The 19,834-nt window shown below is 76.3% G+C and carries 23 protein-coding genes; 14 read left to right on the plus strand and 9 right to left on the minus strand.

The window, feature by feature from the left end; genetic code table 11:
- The first annotated feature begins 32 nt into the window (after positions 1-32).
- The 5 genes from ACYVI6_RS03040 (at position 33) to gndA (ending at position 4,610) form a co-directional block, all read left to right on the plus strand.
- The gene (locus tag ACYVI6_RS03040) at positions 33-212 is read left to right on the plus strand and encodes a hypothetical protein (RefSeq protein ID WP_460444955.1); all 180 of its coding nucleotides are present in this window, start codon (positions 33-35) and stop codon (positions 210-212) included.
- A 102-nt stretch (positions 213-314) separates the two neighbouring features.
- Complete coding sequence (nhaA, locus tag ACYVI6_RS03045) at positions 315-1,589, plus strand: Na+/H+ antiporter NhaA (protein WP_460444956.1); 1,275 nt, start codon at positions 315-317, stop codon at positions 1,587-1,589.
- Positions 1,590-1,652: 63 nt separating this feature from the next.
- Positions 1,653-2,111, plus strand: a complete 459-nt coding sequence (locus ACYVI6_RS03050) for a phage holin family protein (RefSeq protein WP_460444957.1) — start codon at positions 1,653-1,655, stop codon at positions 2,109-2,111.
- 25 nt (positions 2,112-2,136) lie between these two features.
- On the plus strand, positions 2,137-3,057 hold the full coding sequence (locus tag ACYVI6_RS03055; RefSeq protein ID WP_460444958.1) for an alpha/beta fold hydrolase: 921 nt from the start codon (positions 2,137-2,139) through the stop codon (positions 3,055-3,057).
- A gap of 86 nt (positions 3,058-3,143) precedes the next feature.
- A complete protein-coding gene (gndA, locus tag ACYVI6_RS03060) occupies positions 3,144-4,610 on the plus strand; it encodes an NADP-dependent phosphogluconate dehydrogenase (RefSeq protein ID WP_460444959.1) in 1,467 nt (488 codons plus the stop codon).
- 117 nt (positions 4,611-4,727) lie between these two features.
- Here the strand turns inward: gndA and ACYVI6_RS03065 are convergent, their stop codons facing one another.
- Genes ACYVI6_RS03065 through nth form a run of 3 tightly spaced genes read right to left on the minus strand, consistent with a single transcriptional unit; the run spans position 4,728 to position 7,320 of the window.
- Positions 4,728-5,921 (minus strand): MarP family serine protease, encoded by a 1,194-nt coding sequence (locus ACYVI6_RS03065; protein ID WP_460444960.1) that lies wholly within the window; start codon positions 5,919-5,921, stop codon positions 4,728-4,730.
- Complete coding sequence (locus ACYVI6_RS03070; RefSeq protein ID WP_460444961.1) at positions 5,918-6,586, minus strand: NUDIX hydrolase; 669 nt, start codon at positions 6,584-6,586, stop codon at positions 5,918-5,920. The genes ACYVI6_RS03065 and ACYVI6_RS03070 overlap by 4 nt, the downstream gene beginning before the upstream one ends.
- Positions 6,583-7,320 (minus strand): endonuclease III, encoded by a 738-nt coding sequence (gene nth / locus ACYVI6_RS03075; RefSeq protein ID WP_460445015.1) that lies wholly within the window; start codon positions 7,318-7,320, stop codon positions 6,583-6,585. The genes ACYVI6_RS03070 and nth overlap by 4 nt, the downstream gene beginning before the upstream one ends.
- A gap of 117 nt (positions 7,321-7,437) precedes the next feature.
- Here nth and ACYVI6_RS03080 point away from each other — a divergent pair, with 117 nt between their 5' ends.
- Complete coding sequence (locus ACYVI6_RS03080) at positions 7,438-7,797, plus strand: hypothetical protein (RefSeq protein ID WP_460444962.1); 360 nt, start codon at positions 7,438-7,440, stop codon at positions 7,795-7,797.
- Between the two features lie 46 nt (positions 7,798-7,843).
- The gene (locus ACYVI6_RS03085; RefSeq protein ID WP_460444963.1) at positions 7,844-8,521 is read left to right on the plus strand and encodes a Crp/Fnr family transcriptional regulator; all 678 of its coding nucleotides are present in this window, start codon (positions 7,844-7,846) and stop codon (positions 8,519-8,521) included.
- A gap of 79 nt (positions 8,522-8,600) precedes the next feature.
- On the opposite strand, the gene ACYVI6_RS03090 is transcribed toward ACYVI6_RS03085, so the two are convergent.
- A complete protein-coding gene (locus ACYVI6_RS03090) occupies positions 8,601-9,395 on the minus strand; it encodes an MBL fold metallo-hydrolase (protein WP_460444964.1) in 795 nt (264 codons plus the stop codon).
- Entirely contained in the window at positions 9,392-10,168 is a 777-nt protein-coding gene (locus tag ACYVI6_RS03095; RefSeq protein WP_460444965.1) for an NUDIX hydrolase, read from the minus strand. The genes ACYVI6_RS03090 and ACYVI6_RS03095 overlap by 4 nt, the downstream gene beginning before the upstream one ends.
- 203 nt (positions 10,169-10,371) lie before the next feature.
- On the opposite strand from ACYVI6_RS03095, the gene ACYVI6_RS03100 reads away from it, so the two are divergent.
- Positions 10,372-11,013: a MerR family transcriptional regulator gene (locus tag ACYVI6_RS03100; RefSeq protein WP_460444966.1), complete on the plus strand. Its 642-nt coding sequence runs from the start codon at positions 10,372-10,374 to the stop codon at positions 11,011-11,013.
- A gap of 21 nt (positions 11,014-11,034) precedes the next feature.
- Here the strand turns inward: ACYVI6_RS03100 and ACYVI6_RS03105 are convergent, their stop codons facing one another.
- From ACYVI6_RS03105 to ACYVI6_RS03120, 4 genes are read right to left on the minus strand one after another with little or no spacing between them, the layout of a single operon-like run.
- Entirely contained in the window at positions 11,035-11,505 is a 471-nt protein-coding gene (locus ACYVI6_RS03105) for a RidA family protein (protein WP_460444967.1), read from the minus strand.
- On the minus strand, positions 11,502-11,657 hold the full coding sequence (locus tag ACYVI6_RS03110) for a DUF4177 domain-containing protein (protein WP_460444968.1): 156 nt from the start codon (positions 11,655-11,657) through the stop codon (positions 11,502-11,504). Before ACYVI6_RS03110 ends, ACYVI6_RS03105 begins: the two co-directional genes overlap by 4 nt.
- A gap of 9 nt (positions 11,658-11,666) precedes the next feature.
- The gene (locus tag ACYVI6_RS03115) at positions 11,667-12,329 is read right to left on the minus strand and encodes a response regulator (protein ID WP_460444969.1); all 663 of its coding nucleotides are present in this window, start codon (positions 12,327-12,329) and stop codon (positions 11,667-11,669) included.
- Positions 12,326-13,540 (minus strand): sensor histidine kinase, encoded by a 1,215-nt coding sequence (locus ACYVI6_RS03120; RefSeq protein WP_460444970.1) that lies wholly within the window; start codon positions 13,538-13,540, stop codon positions 12,326-12,328. Before ACYVI6_RS03120 ends, ACYVI6_RS03115 begins: the two co-directional genes overlap by 4 nt.
- A gap of 205 nt (positions 13,541-13,745) precedes the next feature.
- Between ACYVI6_RS03120 and ACYVI6_RS03125 the strand changes: the two genes are divergently transcribed.
- From ACYVI6_RS03125 to ACYVI6_RS03150, 6 genes are read left to right on the plus strand one after another with little or no spacing between them, the layout of a single operon-like run.
- Complete coding sequence (locus tag ACYVI6_RS03125; RefSeq protein WP_460444971.1) at positions 13,746-14,336, plus strand: phospholipase A2; 591 nt, start codon at positions 13,746-13,748, stop codon at positions 14,334-14,336.
- On the plus strand, positions 14,333-15,757 hold the full coding sequence (locus ACYVI6_RS03130) for an alpha/beta-hydrolase family protein (protein WP_460444972.1): 1,425 nt from the start codon (positions 14,333-14,335) through the stop codon (positions 15,755-15,757). Before ACYVI6_RS03125 ends, ACYVI6_RS03130 begins: the two co-directional genes overlap by 4 nt.
- Before the next feature lie 27 nt (positions 15,758-15,784).
- Positions 15,785-16,576, plus strand: coding sequence for an alpha/beta hydrolase family protein (locus ACYVI6_RS03135; protein ID WP_460444973.1), 792 nt, complete (start codon positions 15,785-15,787; stop codon positions 16,574-16,576).
- A gap of 10 nt (positions 16,577-16,586) precedes the next feature.
- Complete coding sequence (locus ACYVI6_RS03140) at positions 16,587-17,600, plus strand: ArsA-related P-loop ATPase (RefSeq protein ID WP_460444974.1); 1,014 nt, start codon at positions 16,587-16,589, stop codon at positions 17,598-17,600.
- A complete protein-coding gene (locus tag ACYVI6_RS03145; protein WP_460444975.1) occupies positions 17,597-18,763 on the plus strand; it encodes an ArsA family ATPase in 1,167 nt (388 codons plus the stop codon). Before ACYVI6_RS03140 ends, ACYVI6_RS03145 begins: the two co-directional genes overlap by 4 nt.
- Positions 18,764-18,812: 49 nt before the next feature.
- Entirely contained in the window at positions 18,813-19,826 is a 1,014-nt protein-coding gene (locus ACYVI6_RS03150) for an SDR family oxidoreductase (RefSeq protein ID WP_460444976.1), read from the plus strand.
- Positions 19,827-19,834: the final 8 nt, after the last annotated feature.

Here is a 19,834-nt window from a genome sequence, read left to right on the forward strand (position 1 = left end):
GCTCCACCCGCCCGCACCACGAGGAGGCCGAGATGCCCTGCAGCACGTCGTTCCTGGAGGAGGTCGAGGTGCAGCGCCGGCTGGCCGCGACCCAGCTCGCCGCCGCCGAGGCCGACCACGACGTGGTCTCGGCCGCGCTCGCCCGGGCCCGCCTGGCCGACCTCGACGACATCGTCGCGGCGTCCAGCGACCTCGCGGTGGCCGTCGGCTGAAGTACGCTTCACCTCGGTGAGCCGGGAAGTCTGGTCGGCCGCGGGCGCGCAGGGCGCACGCGTCAGCAGCGGGGCGACCCGCGCGACGACGGGACCCCCCACGTGCCGACCCCCCGCAGGCTCCTCGCCCGCACCCCGAGCCGGGCAGGCGCCCGGCGACTGCGCGAGGCGCTGCGCACCGAGACCGTCGGCGGCACCGTGCTGCTCGTCGCCGCCGTGGTGGCGGTCGCCTGGGCCAGCTCTCCGTGGCGCGCGGCCTACGAGTCGCTGCGCGGCCTGACCTTCGGCCCGGCGGCGCTCCACCTGCGCCTCGACCTCGCGTCGTGGTGCGCCGACGGCCTGCTCGCCGTGTTCTTCTTCGTGGCCGGCCTCGAGCTGAAGCGCGAGCTGGTGGTCGGCGACCTGCGCGACCCGGCCCGGGCGGCGCTGCCGGTGGCCGCGGCGCTGTGCGGGGTCGTGGTGCCGGCGCTGGTCTACACCGCCGTGGTGGCCGGCGGCGACGGGCAGGGGCTGCGCGGCTGGGCGATCCCGACGGCCACCGACATCGCCTTCGCGCTCGGGGTGCTCGCCGTCGCGGGGTCCGGCCTGCCGAGCGCGCTGCGGTCGTTCCTGCTCACCCTCGCCGTGGTCGACGACCTGGTCGCCATCACGATCATCGCGATCTTCTACACCTCGGCGCTCGACCTGCCTGCGCTGCTGCTGGCCCTGGTGCCGCTGGCGCTGTTCGGCCTGCTGGCGCAGACGCGGCGGGGGCGCTGGTGGTCGCTGCTGCCGCTCGCGCTGACGACCTGGGGGCTCGTCCACGCCTCCGGGGTGCACCCGACGGTGGCCGGGGTGCTGCTCGCCTTCACGGTGCCGGTGCGCCGCCGTCCGGGCGAGCAGCGATCGCCGGCCGAGCGCCACGAGCACACCTGGCGCCCGGTGTCGGCGGGCTTCGCGGTACCCGCGTTCGCGCTGACGGCGTCCGGTGTCACGCTCGTCGGCGGCGGTCTCGGCGACGCCGTCCGCGACCGGGTGGCGCTCGCCGTCGTGGCAGCCCTGGTGGTGGGCAAGTTCGTCGGGGTGCTCGGCGGCACCTGGCTGGTGGCGCGGCTGACGCGTGCCGAGCTCGACGACGACCTCGCCTGGCCGGACGTCGTGGGGCTGTCGCTGCTCGCCGGCATCGGCTTCACCGTGAGCCTGCTGGTCGCCGAGCTGTCGTTCGGCGACGGCACGGCGTCCGACGAGCACGTCAAGGCGGGGGTGCTGGGCGGGTCGGTGCTGTCGGCCCTGCTCGCCGTCGTGGTGCTGCGGCTGCGCGCCCGCACCCACCGGCGCACCGCCGGCGACGAGCCGCGCGACGGCGACGCGGTGACGGACGTGCACCGACGGGCGTGATGCCCGCCGGGCCAATACGCTGCTGCACGAACGCGACCGCACGCTCCGCCCTGGGAGGGCACGATGACCGCACCGTCCGGATCCACGAGCGTCGGCGCGACCGAGCGGCTCTCCGTGCAGGCCGACGCCACCGAGCCCGAGCGCACGCTCGGCCAGCTGGTGGCCGACGCCTCGCGCGACCTGTCGAGCATCATCCGCTCGGAGGTCGCCCTCGCCAAGGCCGAGGTCACCGCCGACGTCAAGGCCGCCGGCACCGGTGCCGCGATGTTCGCCGTCGCCGGCGTGCTGGCCTTCCTGGCCCTCGTCCTGTTGCTCATCGCCGCCGCGTACGGCCTGGTGGCCGCGGGGTTGTCGCCGTGGCTGGCGTTCCTGATCGTCGCCGTGGTGCTGCTGGTGATCGGCGCCGTCGCCGCGCTGCTCGGCAAGTCCCGCATCAGCAAGGTGGGGCCGCCCGAGCGCACGGTGCGCACCACCAAGGAGACCGTCGACACGCTCAAGCAGGCGAAGCCGCACACGCGCTGACGCTGCGGGTCGGTAGCGTCGGCGCGTGACCGTCGACGCCACCGCCGTCCTGCACGAGGGCCCCTGGCAGCACCGCTTCGTGTCGGCCAACGGCGCACGCTTCCACGTCGCCGAGGCCGGCGAGGGCCCGATGGTGCTGCTGCTGCACGGGTTCCCGCAGATGTGGTGGTGCTGGCGGGCCCAGCTGCCGGCGCTCGCGGAGGCCGGGTACCGCGCCGTCGCGATGGACCTGCGCGGCTACGGGGCCTCCGACAAGCCGCCCCGCGGCTACGACACCATCACGCTGGCCGCCGACGTCGCGGCCGTCGTCCGCTCGCTGGGCGCCGAGCAGGCCGTCGTCGCCGGCCACGACTGGGGCGGCTGGGTCGCCTGGTCGATGCCCGCCCTGCAACCGTCGGTGACCCGTGCCGTCGCGCCGATGTCGATCGCGCACCCGCTCGCGTTCAGCCGCGCCGTGCGGCGGTCGAACGCGCAGCGGGCGGCCAGCGCCTACGTGCTCCCGTTCCAGCTGCCGGTGCTGCCGGAGCGCGCGCTCACCCGCGACGGCGCCCTGGTCACCCGCATCCTGCACGGCGGCGGGGGTCCCGGCTGGCCGACGCCGGACGACGCGGGCCGCGAGGTCGAGCGGGCGTACGCCGAGGCGATGCGGGTGCCGTTCGTGGCGCACAGCGCGATGGAGTACTACCGCTGGGTGGTGCGCTCGGTGCCGCGGGCCGACGGCCGCCGGTTCCGCGCGGCGGTCGACCAGCCGGTGCAGGTGCCGGTGCTGCACCTGCACGGCGCGCTCGACCCGGCCATCCTCACCGACACCGCGCGCTCGTCGTCCCGCTACGCAGCAGGGCCGTACGCCTTCCACGAGCTGCCCGACATCGGCCACTTCGTGCCGGAGGAGGCGCCGGACGACGTCACCGCGCTGCTGCTCGACTGGCTGGCCGACCTGCCCTGATCGACGCCCCCGCTAGGGTCCTGGCCCCCTGGCCTGGCACGCTGACCCGTGCAGTCGGGGAACCGGACGACCGAGAGCAGGCAGCAGTGACCGAGCAGGCGCAGCAGGAGCAGCCCGTCCACGAGGGCGGTGGCACGGCCGACATCGGCGTCGTGGGGCTGGCCGTCATGGGTGCGAACCTGGCGCGCAACCTCGCGCACCACGGCCACGAGGTGGCGCTGTTCAACCGCACGCAGGCGCGCACCGACCGGCTGGTCGAGGAGCACGGCCACGAGGGGCGGTTCGTGCCGTCGTCCGACCTGGCGGGCTTCGCGGCCAGCCTGTCGCGGCCGCGCAAGGTGATCGTGATGGTCAAGGCCGGCGAGGCGACCGACCTGACGCTCGAGGCCGTCGCCGAGCACCTCGACGAGGGCGACGTGCTGGTCGACGGCGGCAACGCCCACTACCTCGACACCCAGCGCCGCGAACGCTCGTACAAGCGCAAGGGTGTGCACTTCGTCGGCGCCGGCATCAGCGGCGGCGAGGAGGGCGCGCTGAACGGCCCCTCGATCATGCCCGGCGGCTCGGCCGAGGCGTACGCCGTGCTCGGACCGTTGCTGGAGGACATCAGCGCGAAGGTCGAGGGCGAGCCGTGCTGCACGCACATCGGCCCCGACGGCGCCGGGCACTTCGTGAAGATGGTGCACAACGGCATCGAGTACGCCGACATGCAGCTCATCGCCGAGGCCTACGACCTGCTGCGCACGGCCGGGCTGCCGGTCGACCGCATCGCCGAGGTCTTCCGCGACTGGAACGAGGGCGACCTCGACTCGTTCCTCATCGAGATCACCGCCCAGGTGCTGCAGCAGGTCGACGCCGCCACCGGGCAGCCGCTGGTCGACGTGATCGCCGACGCCGCCGAGCAGAAGGGCACCGGCCGCTGGACCGTGCAGCTCGCCCTCGAGCTCGGCGTGCCGGTGAACGCCATCGCCGAGGCGGTGTTCGCGCGCTCGACGTCCGGCCACACCACCGTGCGCGAGGCCGCGCGCGGTGTGCTGCGCGGACCGGGCGGCGGGCAGGTCGACGACGTGGACCGGCTGGTCGACGACGTCCGGCAGGCGCTGTGGGCCTCGAAGGTCGTCGCCTACGCCCAGGGCCTCGACCACATCCGCGCCGCCAGCGACGCGAACGGCTGGGGCGTCGACGTCGCCGAGGTCGCCCGCATCTGGCGCGGTGGCTGCATCATCCGCGCCCGGCTGCTCGAGCGGATCCGCCGCGCGTGGGCCGAGCACGGCCCGGCCACCCTGCTCGCCGTGCCCGACGTCGCCGACGACCTCGCTCGCGCCCAGGACGGCTGGCGCCGCACCGTCGCCACCGCCGTCGGCACCGGCGTCCCCGTGCCCGCCTTCGCGGCCTCGCTCGCCTACTACGACACCGTCCGCCGCGACCGCCTGCCCGCCGCGCTCGTGCAGGGCCTGCGCGACTTCTTCGGCGCCCACACCTACGAGCGCACCGACCGCCCGGGCTCGTTCCACACCGACTGGTCCGGCGACCGCACCGAGCACCCCGCCTGAACCGCCACCCCCCTTTCCGCGCGTCAGCCCGGTGTGCGCACGTCAGCCCGCTCCGAGCAGGTCTCGGAGCGGGCTGAGCCGCGGAAAGCGGCCTGAGCGGCGGAAAGGGGCGGGGGGTCAGGAGGCGGCGCAGCGACCGGTCGAGACGGGGGACGTCGCGGTGGCGGCGGCGCGCAGCACCGGCTGGGCCTCGTCGAGGGTGAGCGCGTAGCCGGTGGTGTCGTCGTCGAGGCTCTTGGCGAAGACGACGCCGACGACGTGCCCGGCCGCGTCGAGCAGCGGGCCGCCGCTGTTGCCGGGCTGCACGCGGGCGTACAGCGAGTAGATCTCGCGCACCGAGCCGCGTCCGCCGTAGATGTCCTCGCCGCGGGCGGTGACGACCTCGCGGACGCGGGCGCTGTCGAGGCGGTACGGCCCGTCGAGCGGGAAGCCGGCGACCACGGCGCCGTCACCGCGGTCGAGCTCGGCAGCCGGCTCGAGGGCCGGAGCCGGGAGGTCGGGGGCGCGCAGCACGGCGAGGTCGCGCACCGGGTCGAAGACCACGACGCGGGCCGGGTACGACGGTCCGGTGCCGCCGACGCGCAGCTGCGGGCGACCGACGCCGGCGACGACGTGGGCGTTGGTGACGACGAGGCCGCGCTGCAGCACCCACCCGCTGCCCTCCTGCGACCGGCTGCACGAGGACGCCGTGCCGGTGACCTTCACGACCGAGCGGGCGGCGCGCACGATGCCGTCGGTGCGGGCGACGCGCGGGTCTGGTGGCTCGACGGCGCGGATGCGCTCGGGTCCGAAGCCCTCGAACACCCGCGGGAAGCCCTCGGCGTCGAGCAGCTGCCGGAAGCCCGCGAAGGCCTGCGCGCTGCTCGACGGTGCGACGGCGTCGATGGTGGCGACCACCTTCGACTGCCCGACGGCGCGCGAGAGGGACGGCGAGGCGCCACCGCGCACCGCCCCGGCCAGCAGCCAGACCAGCAGGCACACCGAGAGCACCGTCGCGGCGGCGCCGAGCAGCGCGTCGACCAGCCGGGCGGGACGGGCCCGCACCTGGCGGCGCACCCGGCGTCCGATCGCCGAGCCGATGCCCTGCCCGAGCGTGGCGAGCACCAGCACGCCGACCAGCACCACGAGCACCCGGCGCAGGTCGACGCGCTCGGGCGAGAACCAGCGGGCCACCAGGTCGGGCAGCAGCCACATCGCCAGCGCACCGCCCCCGAGGAACCCGACCAGCGACAGCGCCGACACCACGAGCCCCTGGCGGTACCCCGACACGGCGTACAGCACCAGCACCAGCACGAGGACGACGTCGATCACCGGCGGGCGCCCACGTGGTGCTCGGGCAGCGGCACGAAGCGCGAGGTGTCCCACGGGCGGTCGAGGCCGGCGAGCGACAGCACCTGCGACAGCAGCCCGGCGGTGAACCCCCACACGAACAGGTCGCGCACCTCGAAGACGGGGCCGGTGTAGCCGCTCGGGTGGCGGGTGCGCGAGCGGTTGGCGGGGTCGACGAGCTCGGCCACCGGCACCCGGACGACGGCCGCGCACTCGGCGGGGTCGACCACCCGCACCGCCGACGGCGCCCGCCACCAGGCGAGCACCGGCGTCACGACGAACCCGCTCGGCGGCAGGAACAGCGCGGGCAGCACACCCAGCACCTCGACGCCGGCCGGGTCGAGCCCGGTCTCCTCGTGCGCCTCGCGCAGCGCCGTCGCCACCGGGTCGCCGCCGTCGCCGGGGTCGGCCGAGCCGCCCGGGAACGACACCTGCCCGGGGTGCGAGCGCATGTCCGCCGCCCGCTCGGTGAGCAGCACGTCCGGCCGGCCGTCGTCGTCCTGCCCGACGAGCACCAGCACCGCCGACTCGCGGCCGCCCTCCGGGGGCGGGGTGAAGCTCGACAGGTCCTCGGCGCGCACCGAGCCGGGCAGGGCGCGCAACCGCTCGAGCCAGTCGGCCGGAACGGGCGCGACGGCGTCGGTCACTGCAGCGCCTCGGCGGCCCGCTCGTACTTCAGCAGCTTCTTCGCGCGCTCGGGGTCGGTCTCGCCCACGCCGTACGCCGGGCACAGCTTGGTGACCGGGCACGCGCCGCAGGCCGGCTTCTTGGCGTGGCAGGTGCGCCGGCCGTGGAAGATCAGCACGTGCGACAACATCGTCCAGTCGCGCTTCGGGAACAGCGCCCCGACCTCGTGCTCGACCTTCACCGGGTCGTCCTGCTCGGTCCAGCCGAAGCGGCGCGACAGCCGGCCGAAGTGCGTGTCGACGGTGATGCCCGGGATGTCGAAGGCGTTGCCCAGCACCACGTTCGCGGTCTTGCGGCCCACGCCCGGCAGGGTCACCAGGTCGGCGAGCCGCGGCGGCACCTGCCCGTCGAAGCGCTCGACGAGCGCGGCGCCGAGCTTCATGACGCTGTCGGTCTTGGCGCGGAAGAACCCGGTGGGCTTGAGGATCGCCTCCATCTCGTCGCGGTCGGCGCCGGCCAGCGCGGCCGCGTCGGGGTACCGGGCGAAGAGCGTCGGCGTCACCTTGTTGACCGTCACGTCGGTCGTCTGCGCCGAGATGACCGTGGCGACGAGCAGCTGCAACGGGTTCTCGAAGTCCAGCTCGCAGTGCGCGTAGGGGTACAGCTCGTGCAGCAGCTTGTACGTCTTGCGCGCCCGGCGGGTCAGCGCGACGCCCTCCACCGGGGCCGCGGCCTTCCGGACGGCGGCTCGCACGGGCTCCGGTGGCGTCGGCACCGGGTCAGCGTACGGCGTCCGACTGGGCGAAGCCGGTCGGGTGAGTCGGTGCCCGGACCGCTCAAGCGGGTGCCCGCCGGGATCGATGACCAGCCCGTGAGCACGGATGCGACCACCGACCTCGACGAGCTGCGCGAACGCCGTCACCGCCTCTCGCAGGAGGTGACGCGGCTGTCGTGGCTGCGTCGGCTCGTCGTCGCCCGCAGCGACCTCGAGGTGGCGCGGCTGACCGGCGTCCGGGCCGAGGTGCACGAGGTGCCGGCGTCGGTGCGGGCAGCCCTCGAGGCGGTGCCCGACGTGCTCGGCCCCGAGCTGCTCGCCGACCTCGCCGGCTCCGCCCGGATCCTGCAGTCGAGGGCGCGCGAGGTGCAGGCCGAGCTCGATGCCGCGACCCGCGAGCTGGTGGCCCGGTACACCGTCGACCCGGCGCGCTGCCTGCCGGTGCCCCCGGCCTGATCGCGACGGCTGCCGCCGACCTGGCCGGTAGGGCAGACTGTGGGCCGTGGACGACGACATCGTGCGCAGGGCGCCCCTGTTCACGGCCCTGGACGAAGAGGCCGCGGCGACGCTGCGCCAGTCCATGACCGAGGTCAGCCTGGGGCGCGCCGAGGAGCTCTTCGCCGAGGGCGACCAGGGCGACCGGCTCTACGTGATCGTCGAGGGCAAGGTGAAGCTCGGCCGCACCAGCAGCGACGGCCGCGAGAACCTGCTCGCCGTGCTCGGCCCGGGCGAGATGTTCGGTGAGCTGTCGCTCTTCGACCCCGGCCCGCGCAACGCCACCGCGACGTCGGTCGGCGACACCGTGCTCATCGGGCTCGGCCACGAGGACCTCAACCCGCTGCTCATGGCCCACCCCGAGGTCGCCCAGGTGCTGCTGCAGGCCCTCGCCCGCCGGCTGCGCCGCACCAACGACTCGCTCGCCGACCTCGTCTTCTCCGACGTCCCCGGCCGCGTCGCGAAGGCCCTGCTCGACCTGTCGACCCGCTTCGGCCGCCCCGCCGACGACGGCGTCCTCGTCGCGCACGAGCTCACCCAGGAGGAGCTCGCCCAGCTCGTCGGCGCCTCCCGCGAGACCGTCAACAAGGCGCTCGCCGACTTCGCCTCCCGCGGCTGGCTGCGGCTCGAGGCCCGTGCCGTCGTCCTCATGGACGTCGAGCGCCTGCGCCGCCGCGCCCGCTAGCCCTTTCCGCGCGTCAGCCCGCTCGTCGGGCCCCGCCGAGCGGGCTGAGGTGCGCAGACCGGGCTGGGGTGCGCAAGGGTCAGGTGCCGGCGAGGTGGTCGAGCTGCGCGCGGACGCTCTGCAGCGCGGCGCCCTGCACGTCGGGCGGGACGTCGGCGTACACCCTCGCCACGACCTGCTCCGGCGTGGTGTCGCCGGCGGCGAGGGCGGCGCGCACCTGCTCGAGGCGCTGCTCGCGGTGGGCGAGGTAGGCGTCGAGCACCGGCAGCGCCTCGGGCAGCACCGGTCCGTGCCCGGGCAGCACCCGCAGCGGGCCGTCGAGACCGAGCTGCCGCAGGCGGTGCAGCGACGCGAGGTAGGGGCCGAGGGCGCCGTCGGGGTGGGCGACGACCGTGGTGCCGCGGCCGAGCACGGTGTCGCCGGTGAGCAGCAGGTGCTCGCCGGGTGCCCGCAGCAGCAGGCAGACGGAGTCGGCGGTGTGGCCGGGCGTCGCGACCACCTCGAGGCCGAGCGCCCCGACGCGCGACCCGTCGTCGAGCCCGTGGCCGCCGCCGTGCCGGTGCGCGGGGTCGACGGCGTGCACGGGCACCCCGCCGGCCAGCTCGGCGAGCCGCGCGGCGCCGTCGGTGTGGTCGTGGTGCCCGTGGGTGACGACGACGTCCGACACGGTGGCCTCGCGGGCGAGCACGGCGTCGAGCACCGACTGCAGGTGGCCGAGGTCGAGCGGCCCGGGGTCGACGACGACGGCGTGCGCGGTGCCGGGGTCGCGCAGCACCCACGTGTTCGTGCCGTCGAGGGTCATCGGGCCCGGGTTGGGGGCGAGCACGCAGACCGCGACCCGCGAGACCTCCCCGCCGGCCCAGACCCCGCTCACCGCAGCACCTCCAGCCCGGACGCCGGACCCGGCCGGCCCCCGCCGTGCCCGTCGAGGTCGACGCGGATGACGGGCTCGTCGCCGGGCCGGGCGGCGAGCCAGGGCACGACGCGCTGCAGGACCCGCGCCACCGACCGGGCCTGCCGCACCGAGGGCAGCGCGGCGACGTCCTCGAGCACCACCTGGGTCGGCGGCATGAGCGTCAGCTCGCCGCGCTCGTGCCCGGCCAGCGCGTCGGACGCCGGCAGCCAGGCCACCTCGTCGGCCTCGCCCCCGACGTCGCGGGCCACCTGGCCGGCGGGCAGCTCGGCGAGGAAGAACCAGGTGTCGTAGCGCCGCGGCTCGAAGACCGGCGTGCACCAGTGCGCCCACGGCGAGAGCAGGTCGGAGCGCAGCACCAGCCCGCGGCGCACGAGCAGCTGCGACAGCGCGAGCTCGCGGTCGAGCAGCGCCTGCCGGTCGGCCTCCCACGCCGGCCCGGACGTGTCGGCGACCACGGCACCGGCGTCCGGCCCGGCGAGCAGCACGCCCGACTCCTCGAACAGCTCGCGCACCGCGGCGCACACCAGCCCGGCGGCCGTCCCCGGCCCGACCCCCAGCCGCTGCGCCCAGTCGTCGAGGGGCGGCCCGGCCCACGGCACGTCCGCGTCGTCGTCGCGAGGGTCGACGCCGCCGCCGGGGAACACGTGCATGCGCGCAGCGAACGCCATGGAGGCCTTGCGCCGCAGCAGGAACGCCTCGGGCCCGTGGTCGCCGTCGCGCAGCAGCGCCACCGTCGCGGCGGGCCGGGGAACCGCCCCCTCGGACCCAGCCGCGGGCGCATCGGCCGCGAAGGCCGTAGCGTGACCCGCGATCCGCGGGCCCGGGGCGAACTGTCTCAGCACGCGGTCGACTGTATGGGCTTCACGCGTTGGCTGGACGGCGGCGACCTGCCGCACCGGGGTGCGGCGCACGACGTGAGGAGGCGGCACCCGAGGTGCGTCGTGAGTACACCCTGCCCGAGCTCGCTGCTGCGGCGGGCATGACCGAGCGCAACGTGCGCGCGTACCGCTCGCGCGGCCTGATTCGCCCGCCGTGGCGGCGCGGGCGCGTGGCCGTCTACAGCCACGACCACCTGACCCAGCTGCGGCTGGTGCAGGCGCTGACCAGCCGGGGGCTGACCCTGAACCTGGTGGCGACCCTGGTCGAGCGCGGCGTGGCGCAGACCGAGCTGGCCCGCATGGTGCGCGACGACCTGCCGGCGGGGCCCCGGGTCGCCGTCAGCGAGCGCGTCGTCGCCGACCTCGAGCACCACGCGCCGGGGCTGCTGGCCTGGCTGGCCGCCCACGGCATGGGACGCCGGACGGCGGACGGCTACGAAGCCGACCCCGGGCTGCTCGCGCTGGCCAACCAGCTCGCCGACCTCGGCTACGAGCCGTCGGTGGTGAGCCGCATCTGCCAGGCCGCGGCCCGGGCGGCCCGGCTGGTCGCCGCCGACGTCGCGACGGTGCTGTCGAGCCCCCGCGGCGAGCCCAGCCGGGGCAGCGGCGCCGCCGTCGAGGACGCCGAGGTGGTGGCCGTCGAGCTGGCGACCACCGCGTACCGGCTGGCGCTGTCGTCGGCGGTCGCCGGCGGCTGACCCCTCGGGATCGGGCGAGGGTCAGGCGAGGGCGACGACGAGCTCGACCTCGACCGGCGCGTCGAGCGGCAGCACGGCCACGCCGACGGCGCTGCGGGCGTGCACGCCGCGGTCGCCGAACACGTCGCCGAGCAGCTCGCTGGCGCCGTTCACCACGGCGGGCTGCCCGGTGAACGCGGGGTCGCTCGCCACGAAGCCGACGACCTTCACGACGCGCACGACCTGGTCGAGGTCGCCGATCGCCGACTTCACCGCGGCGATGGCGTTCAGCGCGCAGGTGCGGGCGAGGTCCTTGGCCTGCTCGGGGCTGACGAGTCCCTCGCCCTCACCGACCTTGCCGGTGGTGGCGAGCTGCCCGCCGGCGAGCGGCAGCTGCCCCGCCGTCCAGACGAGGTCGCCCTGGCGCACGGCCGGCACGTACGCCGCGAGCGGCGGCACGACGTCCGGCAGCGTCAGGCCGAGCTCGGCCAGGCGGTCCTCGACGGCGCTCACGACGCGCGCTCGCGCTTGAGGTAGGCGACGAGGTTGCCCTGCTCGCCGGTCACGACCTGCACCAGCTCCCAGCCGTCCTCGCCCCACTGGTCGAGGATCTGCTTCGTCGCGTGGACGATCAAGGGCACGGTCGCGTACTCCCACTTGGCCATGCGCGGAGCCTACTGCCCGGGTCGCACCAGCCCCGACTCGTACGCCAGCACCACGGCCTGGGCCCGGTCGCGCACGGCGAGCTTGCCGAGCACCCGGCCGACGTGGGTCTTCACGGTCTGCTCGGCGACGACGAGCCGGGACGCGATCTCGGCGTTCGACAGGCCACCGGCGATGAGCGTGAGCACCTCGGTCTCACGGGGCGTCAGCGTCTGCAGCACCGCCGGTCGCGCCGTGGCGGCGGCCGGGCGCCGGGCGAGCTCGGCGATCAGCCGCCGGGTCACCGTCGGGGCGAGCAGGCCGTCGCCGGCGGCCACGACGCGCACCGCCTGCACCAGCTCCTCGGCCCGCGCGTCCTTCAGCAGGAACCCGCTCGCACCGGCCCGCAGCGCCTCGTACACGTAGTCGTCGAGGTCGAACGTCGTCAGCACCAGCACCTTCGGGTGCACCGCCAGCGGCAGCGCCATGATCCGCCGGATCGCCTCGATGCCGTCCATCTCCGGCATCCGCACGTCCATCAGGACGACGTCGGGCGTGCGGCGCTGCACGGCGCGCACCGCCTCGGCGCCGTTCGCCGCGTCGCCGAGCACCTCGATGCCGTCCTGCGCGGCCAGCAGCGCCGCGAAGCCCTGCCGCACCATCGCCTGGTCGTCGACCACCAGCACGCTGATCACGCCTGCACCGCCTGCACCGCCTGCGCCGTGGCGACCGGCATCAGCGCCCGCACCCGGAACGTCGCGTCGTCGAGCGGCCCCACCTCGAGCCGCCCGCCCTCGGCGGTCACCCGCTCGCGCATGCCGACCAGCCCGTGCCCGGCCGGCCCGTCGGCGGCGGCGCCCTCGCCGATGCTGTTCTGCACCAGCACCTCCAGCCCGTCGTCGACCGACTGCACCATCAGCCGCACCACCGAGCGCGGGGCGTGCCGGGCCGCGTTCGCCAGCGACTCCTGCACCACCCGGTAGGCCGCCATCGACGTGCCCTGCCGCAGCGGCACCAGCACCCGCACGTCGGCGTCGACCTGCAGGCCGGCCCGGCGCGCGCCGTCGACCAGCTCGCCGATGCGCTCGATGCCGGGCTGCGGCGTCAGGTCGGCGTCGGCGTCCTCGTCGCGCAGCACCGACAGCAGCGCGCGCGTCTCCGACAGCGCGGCCCGCGCCGACTCGGCGATCTGCGACAGCTCGGTGCGCGCGCCGTCGTCCAGCCCGGGCACGCGGTACGGCGCGGTCTCGGCCTGGACCACCACCAGCGACATGTGGTGCGCCACCACGTCGTGCAGGTCGCGGGCGATGCGCTGCCGCTCCTCCAGCACCAGCCGCCGGGCCTTCTCGGCGCTGCTCACCTCGGCCTGCACGCTGAGCGCCCGGCGCGCCCGCACCAGGCGCCCGACCAGCCAGCCGATGACCGCGACGACGGTGACCGGCACCACCCACGCCGCCGCGATGTCGGTCTTCGTGCCCCAGAGGAACAGGCCGAGCGTCACCAGCCAGGCGCCGGCCCCCGCCCGCAGCGGCTCGCGCGCGCACACCGCCAGCAGCAGAGCGAGCAGCACCAGCCCGTGCATCGTCTGCCAGCGCCACGGGTCGGCGTCGACCACCGGCAGCACGGCCGGCAGCAGCACGGCGGCCACCGCCGACACCGCCCACCCGACGAGCGGCCGGCTCACGACGGTGAGCAGCGGCAGCCCGACGATCGCCCCGACGAACGGCATCGGCCCCCACGTGGTGCGGGCGACGTCGTACGTCTCGCCAGCCGTGCCGAACGCGATCGCCGTGGCGGCCAGCGCCGGCAGCCACACCGCGAGCTGCACGAGCACCTGCCGCGGGGGCAGGTGCTGCAGCCGGAGGGCACGGGGCAGCCGGGGCAGCCGGACGCGGGGCCTCTTCACGCCGCCACCGTAGGACCGCCGGGCCGCGCCCGTCATCGCCCTGGGGAGCCACGCCGGTCTGCCCCCGTGGGGTGACGCGCGCCGTCCGTGCACCCCTGCGGAGCAGGCTGCGGACGGCCCCGCAGCGGGACGCGACGGCACCCACCGGCTCCCTACCTTCCGCCCCCTCGCGGCCGGACGTCGGCCGCCGGTCGGGGAGGTCGACGTGGTGCGCAGGGTGGTGGCTCCGGTCGCGGCGGTGCTGGTGTTCCTGGTGGTGAGCGGCTCGGCGGCCGCCGTCGGCAGCAGCCGCACGCAGGACGTCGGGGCGGCGCGGGCGGTGCGGCAGGTGACGTCGGGGGCGACGGACGTCGTGCTGCCGCAGGGGTTCTCGCGGTCGTTCGGCTACCAGCCGGTGGTGGCCGCCGGCCCGGCGCGCACCGAGCTGGTGCGCGCCGACGGCAGCTGCTCGTCGCCGCTCGGCGACACCAGGTACGGCTTCGGCACCGCCTGCCGGCGACACGACCTGGGGTACGACCTGCTGCGGCAGGCCGGCCGGTCGGGGCGCCCGCTCGCCCCCTGGGCCCGCCTCGCGATCGACCGCGCGTTCGCCGACGAGCTGCACCGCGGTTGCGCCCGCGACGCCGGCTGCCACGTGATGGCGGCGGTCTACGCGGGCGCGGTCACCGTGAACTCGGTGCGGCAGGGGTACGGCGTGCCGGTCGTCGAGCCGGTCGCGCGCTGGCTGCTCGCCGGGCTGGCCGCGCTCGTCGTGCTCGTGCTGCTGTCGGTGCGACCCGGACGGCGGCGCTCGTGAACCCCCGGCCGTGGCCCCGACTCGCCGCCGCGCTCGCCGGCGTCGCGGCCGCCTGGCCCGCGCTGCTGCCGCACCCGGTGGCGGTGCAGGCCGTGTCGTCGGCGCTCGCGGGGGTGCTCGCGCTCGCGGTCACCGCCCTGGTCGTGCGACGCGCACCCCGCCCGGCGCACTGCACCCGGCACGCCGTCGGCACCCTCGCCGTGCTGCTCGGCGGCACCGCCCTGGTCTGGTGGCGCGGCGTGCAGGTGGCGCACGACGCGTCGATGGCGGCGCCGAACCCGCTCACGACGCTGCTGGTCACGGCGCTCGCGGTCGCCGGCTGCCTGGCGCTGGCGGGGCTGGGGGTGCTCGTCGGCCGCGGCGCCCGGCGGCTGCTCACGCACCCCCGCCGAGATGCGACCAGCGGTTCACCGAGCGACCTCCGGGTGAACCGCTGGGCGCATCTCGGCACCGGGAGGGGGGCGCGGCGCCGCGCCGTCCCGCTGCTGCTGGTGCCCGGCCTGGCGCTCGCCTCGTGCGCGCCGGTGGTGCCGCGGGCCGACGCCCCGGCGAGGTCGACGACGGGGGTCGAGGGCCGGCGGTGGCTCGGCCGCGGCCTCGACGCGCAACAGGTCGCCGCCGCCACCGGCCGCCCGGCCACGGCGCCCGCGCGGGTCTACGTGGGCGAGCACGAGGCGCCGGACGCGACGTCCCGAGCGGCCCTGGCCGTCGCCCGGCTGCAGGCGGTGCACGCCCTCGACCGCTCGGTGCTGGTGGTCGCGGTGCCCACCGGCAGCGGCTGGGTCGATCCGGCGGCCACCGCGGCGAGCGAGGTGCTGCACGACGGCGACGTCGCGACGGTCGCGGTGCAGTACGCCGCCGAGCCGAGCTGGGTGGGGTACCTGCGCGGCACCGGCGACGCCGAGGGCGATGCGCTCGCCCTGCTGCGCGCCGTCCGGACGGCGGTCGACGCCCGCCCGGTGCAGCGCCGGCCGCGGGTGCTGCTGTTCGCCGAGTCGCTGGGCGCGCTGGCCACCCTGCGCGCCACCCCGCGCGGCGAGCTCGACCGGCTCACCGACGGCGGGCTGTGGGTCGGCGTGCCGTCCGACGGCCGCGCGCGGCTGGCCGAGCTGCAGCGGCTCGACCGCGCGCAGGTCTCGCTGCGGCACGCCGACGACCCGGTCGCGGCGTGGTCACCCGCCCTCGCCGTCCGCCCCACGCGCGACTGGCCGCAGCCGTGGGTGCCCGGGCTCAGCGCCTGGCAGGGCCTCACCGACCTGATGTCGGCCTGGTGGACGCCGGACGGCGTCGGCCACCGCTACACGACCGAGCTGGTCGACGGCTGGCTGCGGGTGACGCCCGCCACCGCCGACCCCACCTCGGCGCCGGCGGCCCGGGCGGTCGTCGCACCGCTGGGCGAGGGCGTGCCGCCGTCGGCCTGACCCGAGACCCGGTGGCAGGCTGGCCGCGTGGACCTCCTCGACCGCCAGCACCCCCGCCCCGACGCCGAGCTGCGCTACGGCCCGCTGCCCGACCAGGTGCTCGACGCCTGGTGGCCCACCGGCGACCCGCGCGCCGCGCTCGTCGTCGTGGTGCACGGCGGGTTCTGGCGCGACGGCGTCGACCGCACCCACACCGGCGAGGAGTGCGCGGCGCTCGCGGCGGACGGGTTCGTGGTCGCCGCGATCGAGTACCGCCGCAGCGGGGGAGCGGGCGGCTGGCCGGCGACCCTCGACGACGTGCGCGCCGCGCTCGACGCCGTGCCGTCGCTGGTGGCGGGGGCCGCGACCGAGGGCGTCGCCGTGCCGACCGACCGCGTGGTGCTGGTCGGCCACAGCGCGGGCGGTCACCTCGTCGGCTGGGCCGTCGGCGGCGGCCGCGTGCCGACCGGTGTCGTGGCGGCGATCAGCCTGGGCGGGGTGCTCGACCTCGCGGTGGCGTACGACCTGCGGCTCGGCGACGACGGGCGCAGCAGCGCGGTCGAGGCGCTGCTCGGCGGCTCGCCGTCCGACGTGCCGGAGCGGTACGCGTCCGCCGACCCGGCGCGGCTCGGCGCCCCCGGCGTGCCGGTGCTGGTGCTGCAGGGCGGGCGCGACGACGTCGTGCCGCCCGCGGTCGGCGACGCGTACGCCGCTGCCAGCGGCCAGGAGCAGCTGCTGCTGCCCGACGCCGAGCACATGGACCTCGTCGACCCGTCGTCGGCCGCCTGGCCGGAGGTGATCGCGTCGGTCCGTCGGGCAGCCGCCGAGGCTGGAAAGTAACCTCGTCGCCATGCCACCCCCGGCCGCCTCGGACGCGGCGCGCCCGGAGCGCGACTGGGACGGCGTGCGGCTGCACGTGGTCACCGGCAAGGGCGGCACCGGCAAGACGACCGTCGCAGCGGCCCTCGCGCTCGGCCTGGCCACCGAGGGACGCCGGGTGCTGCTCGTCGAGGTCGAGGGGCGGCAGGGCATCGCCCAGCTGTTCGACGTGCCGCAGATGCCGTACGAGGAGCGACGCGTCGCCGTCGGTGCCGGCGGCGGAGAGCTGCTCGGGCTGGCCGTCGAGCCGAAGGCCGCGCTGCTGGAGTACCTGCAGCTGTTCTACAAGCTGGGTCGCGCCGGCACGGTGCTGGAGAAGTTCGGGGCGGTCGACTTCGCCACGACGATCGCGCCCGGCGTCCGCGACATCCTGCTGACCGGCAAGGTCTACGAGGCGGTGCGCCGCCGCGAGCACGGCCGGCCCGTCTACGACGCGGTGGTGCTCGACGCGCCGCCGACCGGCCGCATCACGCGGTTCCTCAACGTGAACGCGGCCGCCGCGCCGCTGGCCCGCGTGGGCCCGATCCGCAGCCAGGCCGACTCGATCACCACCCTGCTGCGCTCGCCGCAGACCGTCGTGCACCTGGTGACGCTGCTCGAGGAGATGCCCGTGCAGGAGACGCTCGACGCCGCCGCCGAGCTGAGCGACTCGGGGCTGCCGCTGGGCGGGGTGGTGGTGAACGCCGTCCGCGAGCCGGTGCTCACCGCGCGCCGGCTGGCCGCCGCCGCGAAGGGCCGGCTCGACCGCGAGGAGGTCTCGGCCGGGTTGACCGCCGCCGGCATCCGCGTGAGCGAGCCGCTGGTGCAGGGGCTGCTCGACGAGGCCGCCGAGCACGCCGCCCGGCGCGCGCTCGAGGTGAGCGAGCGAGCCCGCGTCGACGCGCTCGGCCGACCCGTCTACGAGGTGCCGGCGCTGCCCGGCGGCGTCGACCTCGGCGCGCTGTACGGCCTGGCCGCGATGCTGCGCACCCAGGGGATGGCGTGACCCCGCCGGCCCGCCGCGGCCGCAAGCGGGTCGCTGCCGGCGGCCTCGACGTCGACGCGCTGCTCGACGACCCCGCGACCCGCATCGTCGTCTGCTGCGGCAGCGGCGGCGTCGGCAAGACCACCACCGCCGCGGCGCTCGGGGTGCGTGCCGCCGAGCGCGGACGCCGGGTCGTCGTGCTCACCATCGACCCGGCCCGGCGGCTGGCGCAGGCACTCGGCATCGAGCAGCTCGACAACACCCCGCGCGAGGTCACCGGGCTCTCGGGCGCCGGCCGGCTCGACGCGATGATGCTCGACATGAAGCGCACCTTCGACGAGATCGTCGAAGGGCACTCCACGCCCGACAAGGCCGCGCAGATCCTGGAGAACCCCTTCTACCAGGCGCTCTCCAGCTCGTTCGCGGGCACGCAGGAGTACATGGCGATGGAGAAGCTGGGGCAGCTGCGGTCGCAGGCCGACCGCGACGGCACCTGGGACCTCGTGGTCGTCGACACCCCGCCGTCGCGCTCGGCCCTCGACTTCCTCGACGCGCCGCAGCGGCTCGGGTCGTTCCTCGACGGCCGGTTCATCCGGCTGCTCACCGCGCCCGCCAAGGCCGGCGGCCGCGCGTACCTCAAGGTGTTCGCCGGCGGCGTCAACCTCGTGACGTCGACGCTGACCAAGGTGCTCGGCGCCTCGATGCTCACCGACGTGCAGACGTTCGTCGCCGCGCTCGACACCATGTTCGGCGGGTTCCGCGAGCGCGCCGACCGCACCTACGAGCTGCTGAAGGCGCCCGGCACCGCGTTCCTCGTCGTCGCCGCCCCCGAGCGCGACGCCCTGCGCGAGGCCGCGTACTTCGTCGACCGGCTGGCCAGCGAGGGCATGCCGCTCGCCGGGCTGGTGCTCAACCGGGTGCACGCGTCGGGCGCGAACCTGTCGTCGGCGCGGGCGCTCAGCGGGGCCGAGACCCTCGCCGAGCAGAAGGGCCACGGGCTCACCGAGCAGCTGCTGCGGGTGCACGCCGACCGCGTGCGGGTGGCCGAGCGGGAGGCCGCGATGGCCGAGCGCTTCACCGGCGCCCACCCCGACGTGCCGGTGGTGCGCGTCGCCGCCCGCGCCTCCGACGTCCACGACCTCGACGGGCTGCGGCAGATCGGCGCCGACCTCGCCGGTCGCTGACCGCGCCCCCCGGTTGCGACGTCCGGCCCAGCACGGGTGACTTGAGCCCATGAGCCACGAGCAGCAGGTCGTCGTCGTCACGGGTGCCAGCGCGGGGGTGGGGCGCGCGGTCGCGGTCGCCTTCGCGAGCCGCGGGGCGAAGGTCGCGCTGCTGGCGCGTGGTGAGACCGGCCTGCGCGGCGCCGCCGCCGACGTCGAGGCCGCGGGCGGGCAGGCACTGGTCGTGCCGACCGACGTCTCGGACGCCGACGCCGTCGAGGCCGCGGCCGCCCGGGTCGAGGCCGAGCTCGGCGAGATCGACGTGTGGGTCAACGCGGCCTTCTCGTCGGTGTTCGCGCCGGTGCACGAGGTGACCGCCGACGAGTACCGCCGGGTCACCGAGGTCAGCTACCTCGGGTTCGTGCACGGCACCCTCGCGGCGCTGCGGCGGATGAAGGCGCGCGACCGTGGCACCGTCGTCCAGATCGGCTCGTCGCTCGCCTACCGGGGCGTGCCGCTGCAGAGCGCCTACTGCGCCGCGAAGCACGCCATCCAGGGGTTCACCGAGTCGCTGCGCGTCGAGCTGCTGCACGAGGGCAGCAACGTGCACGTGACGATGGTGCAGCTGCCGGCCCTCAACACCCCGCAGTTCTCCTGGGTGCTGTCGCGCCTGCCGAAGCAGGCCCAGCCGGTGCCGCCGATCTACCAGCCCGAGGTCGCCGCCCGCGCCGTCGTGTTCGCCGCCGACCACCCCCGCCGCCGCGAGTACTGGGTCGGCGGCAGCACCGTCGGCACCCTGCTCGGCAACGCCGTCGCCCCCGGCCTGCTCGACCGCTACCTCGCCCGCACCGGCTACGACGCGCAGCAGACCCCGGACGACGCGCCGTCCGACGCCCCCAGCAACCTGTGGGAGCCCGCCGACGGCCCCGACGGCCGCGACTTCGGCACCCACGGCCTGTTCGACGACCGCGCCGCCGACCGCTCGCCGCAGGTCTGGGCCTCGCAGCACCACGGCGTCCTCGGCGCGGTGGCGGCCGCCGTCCCGGCGCTCGCCCTGGCGGCTCGCGCGCTGCGCCGCCGCTAGCCGTCAGG

It is taken from the genome of Angustibacter aerolatus (genome assembly GCF_054776675.1).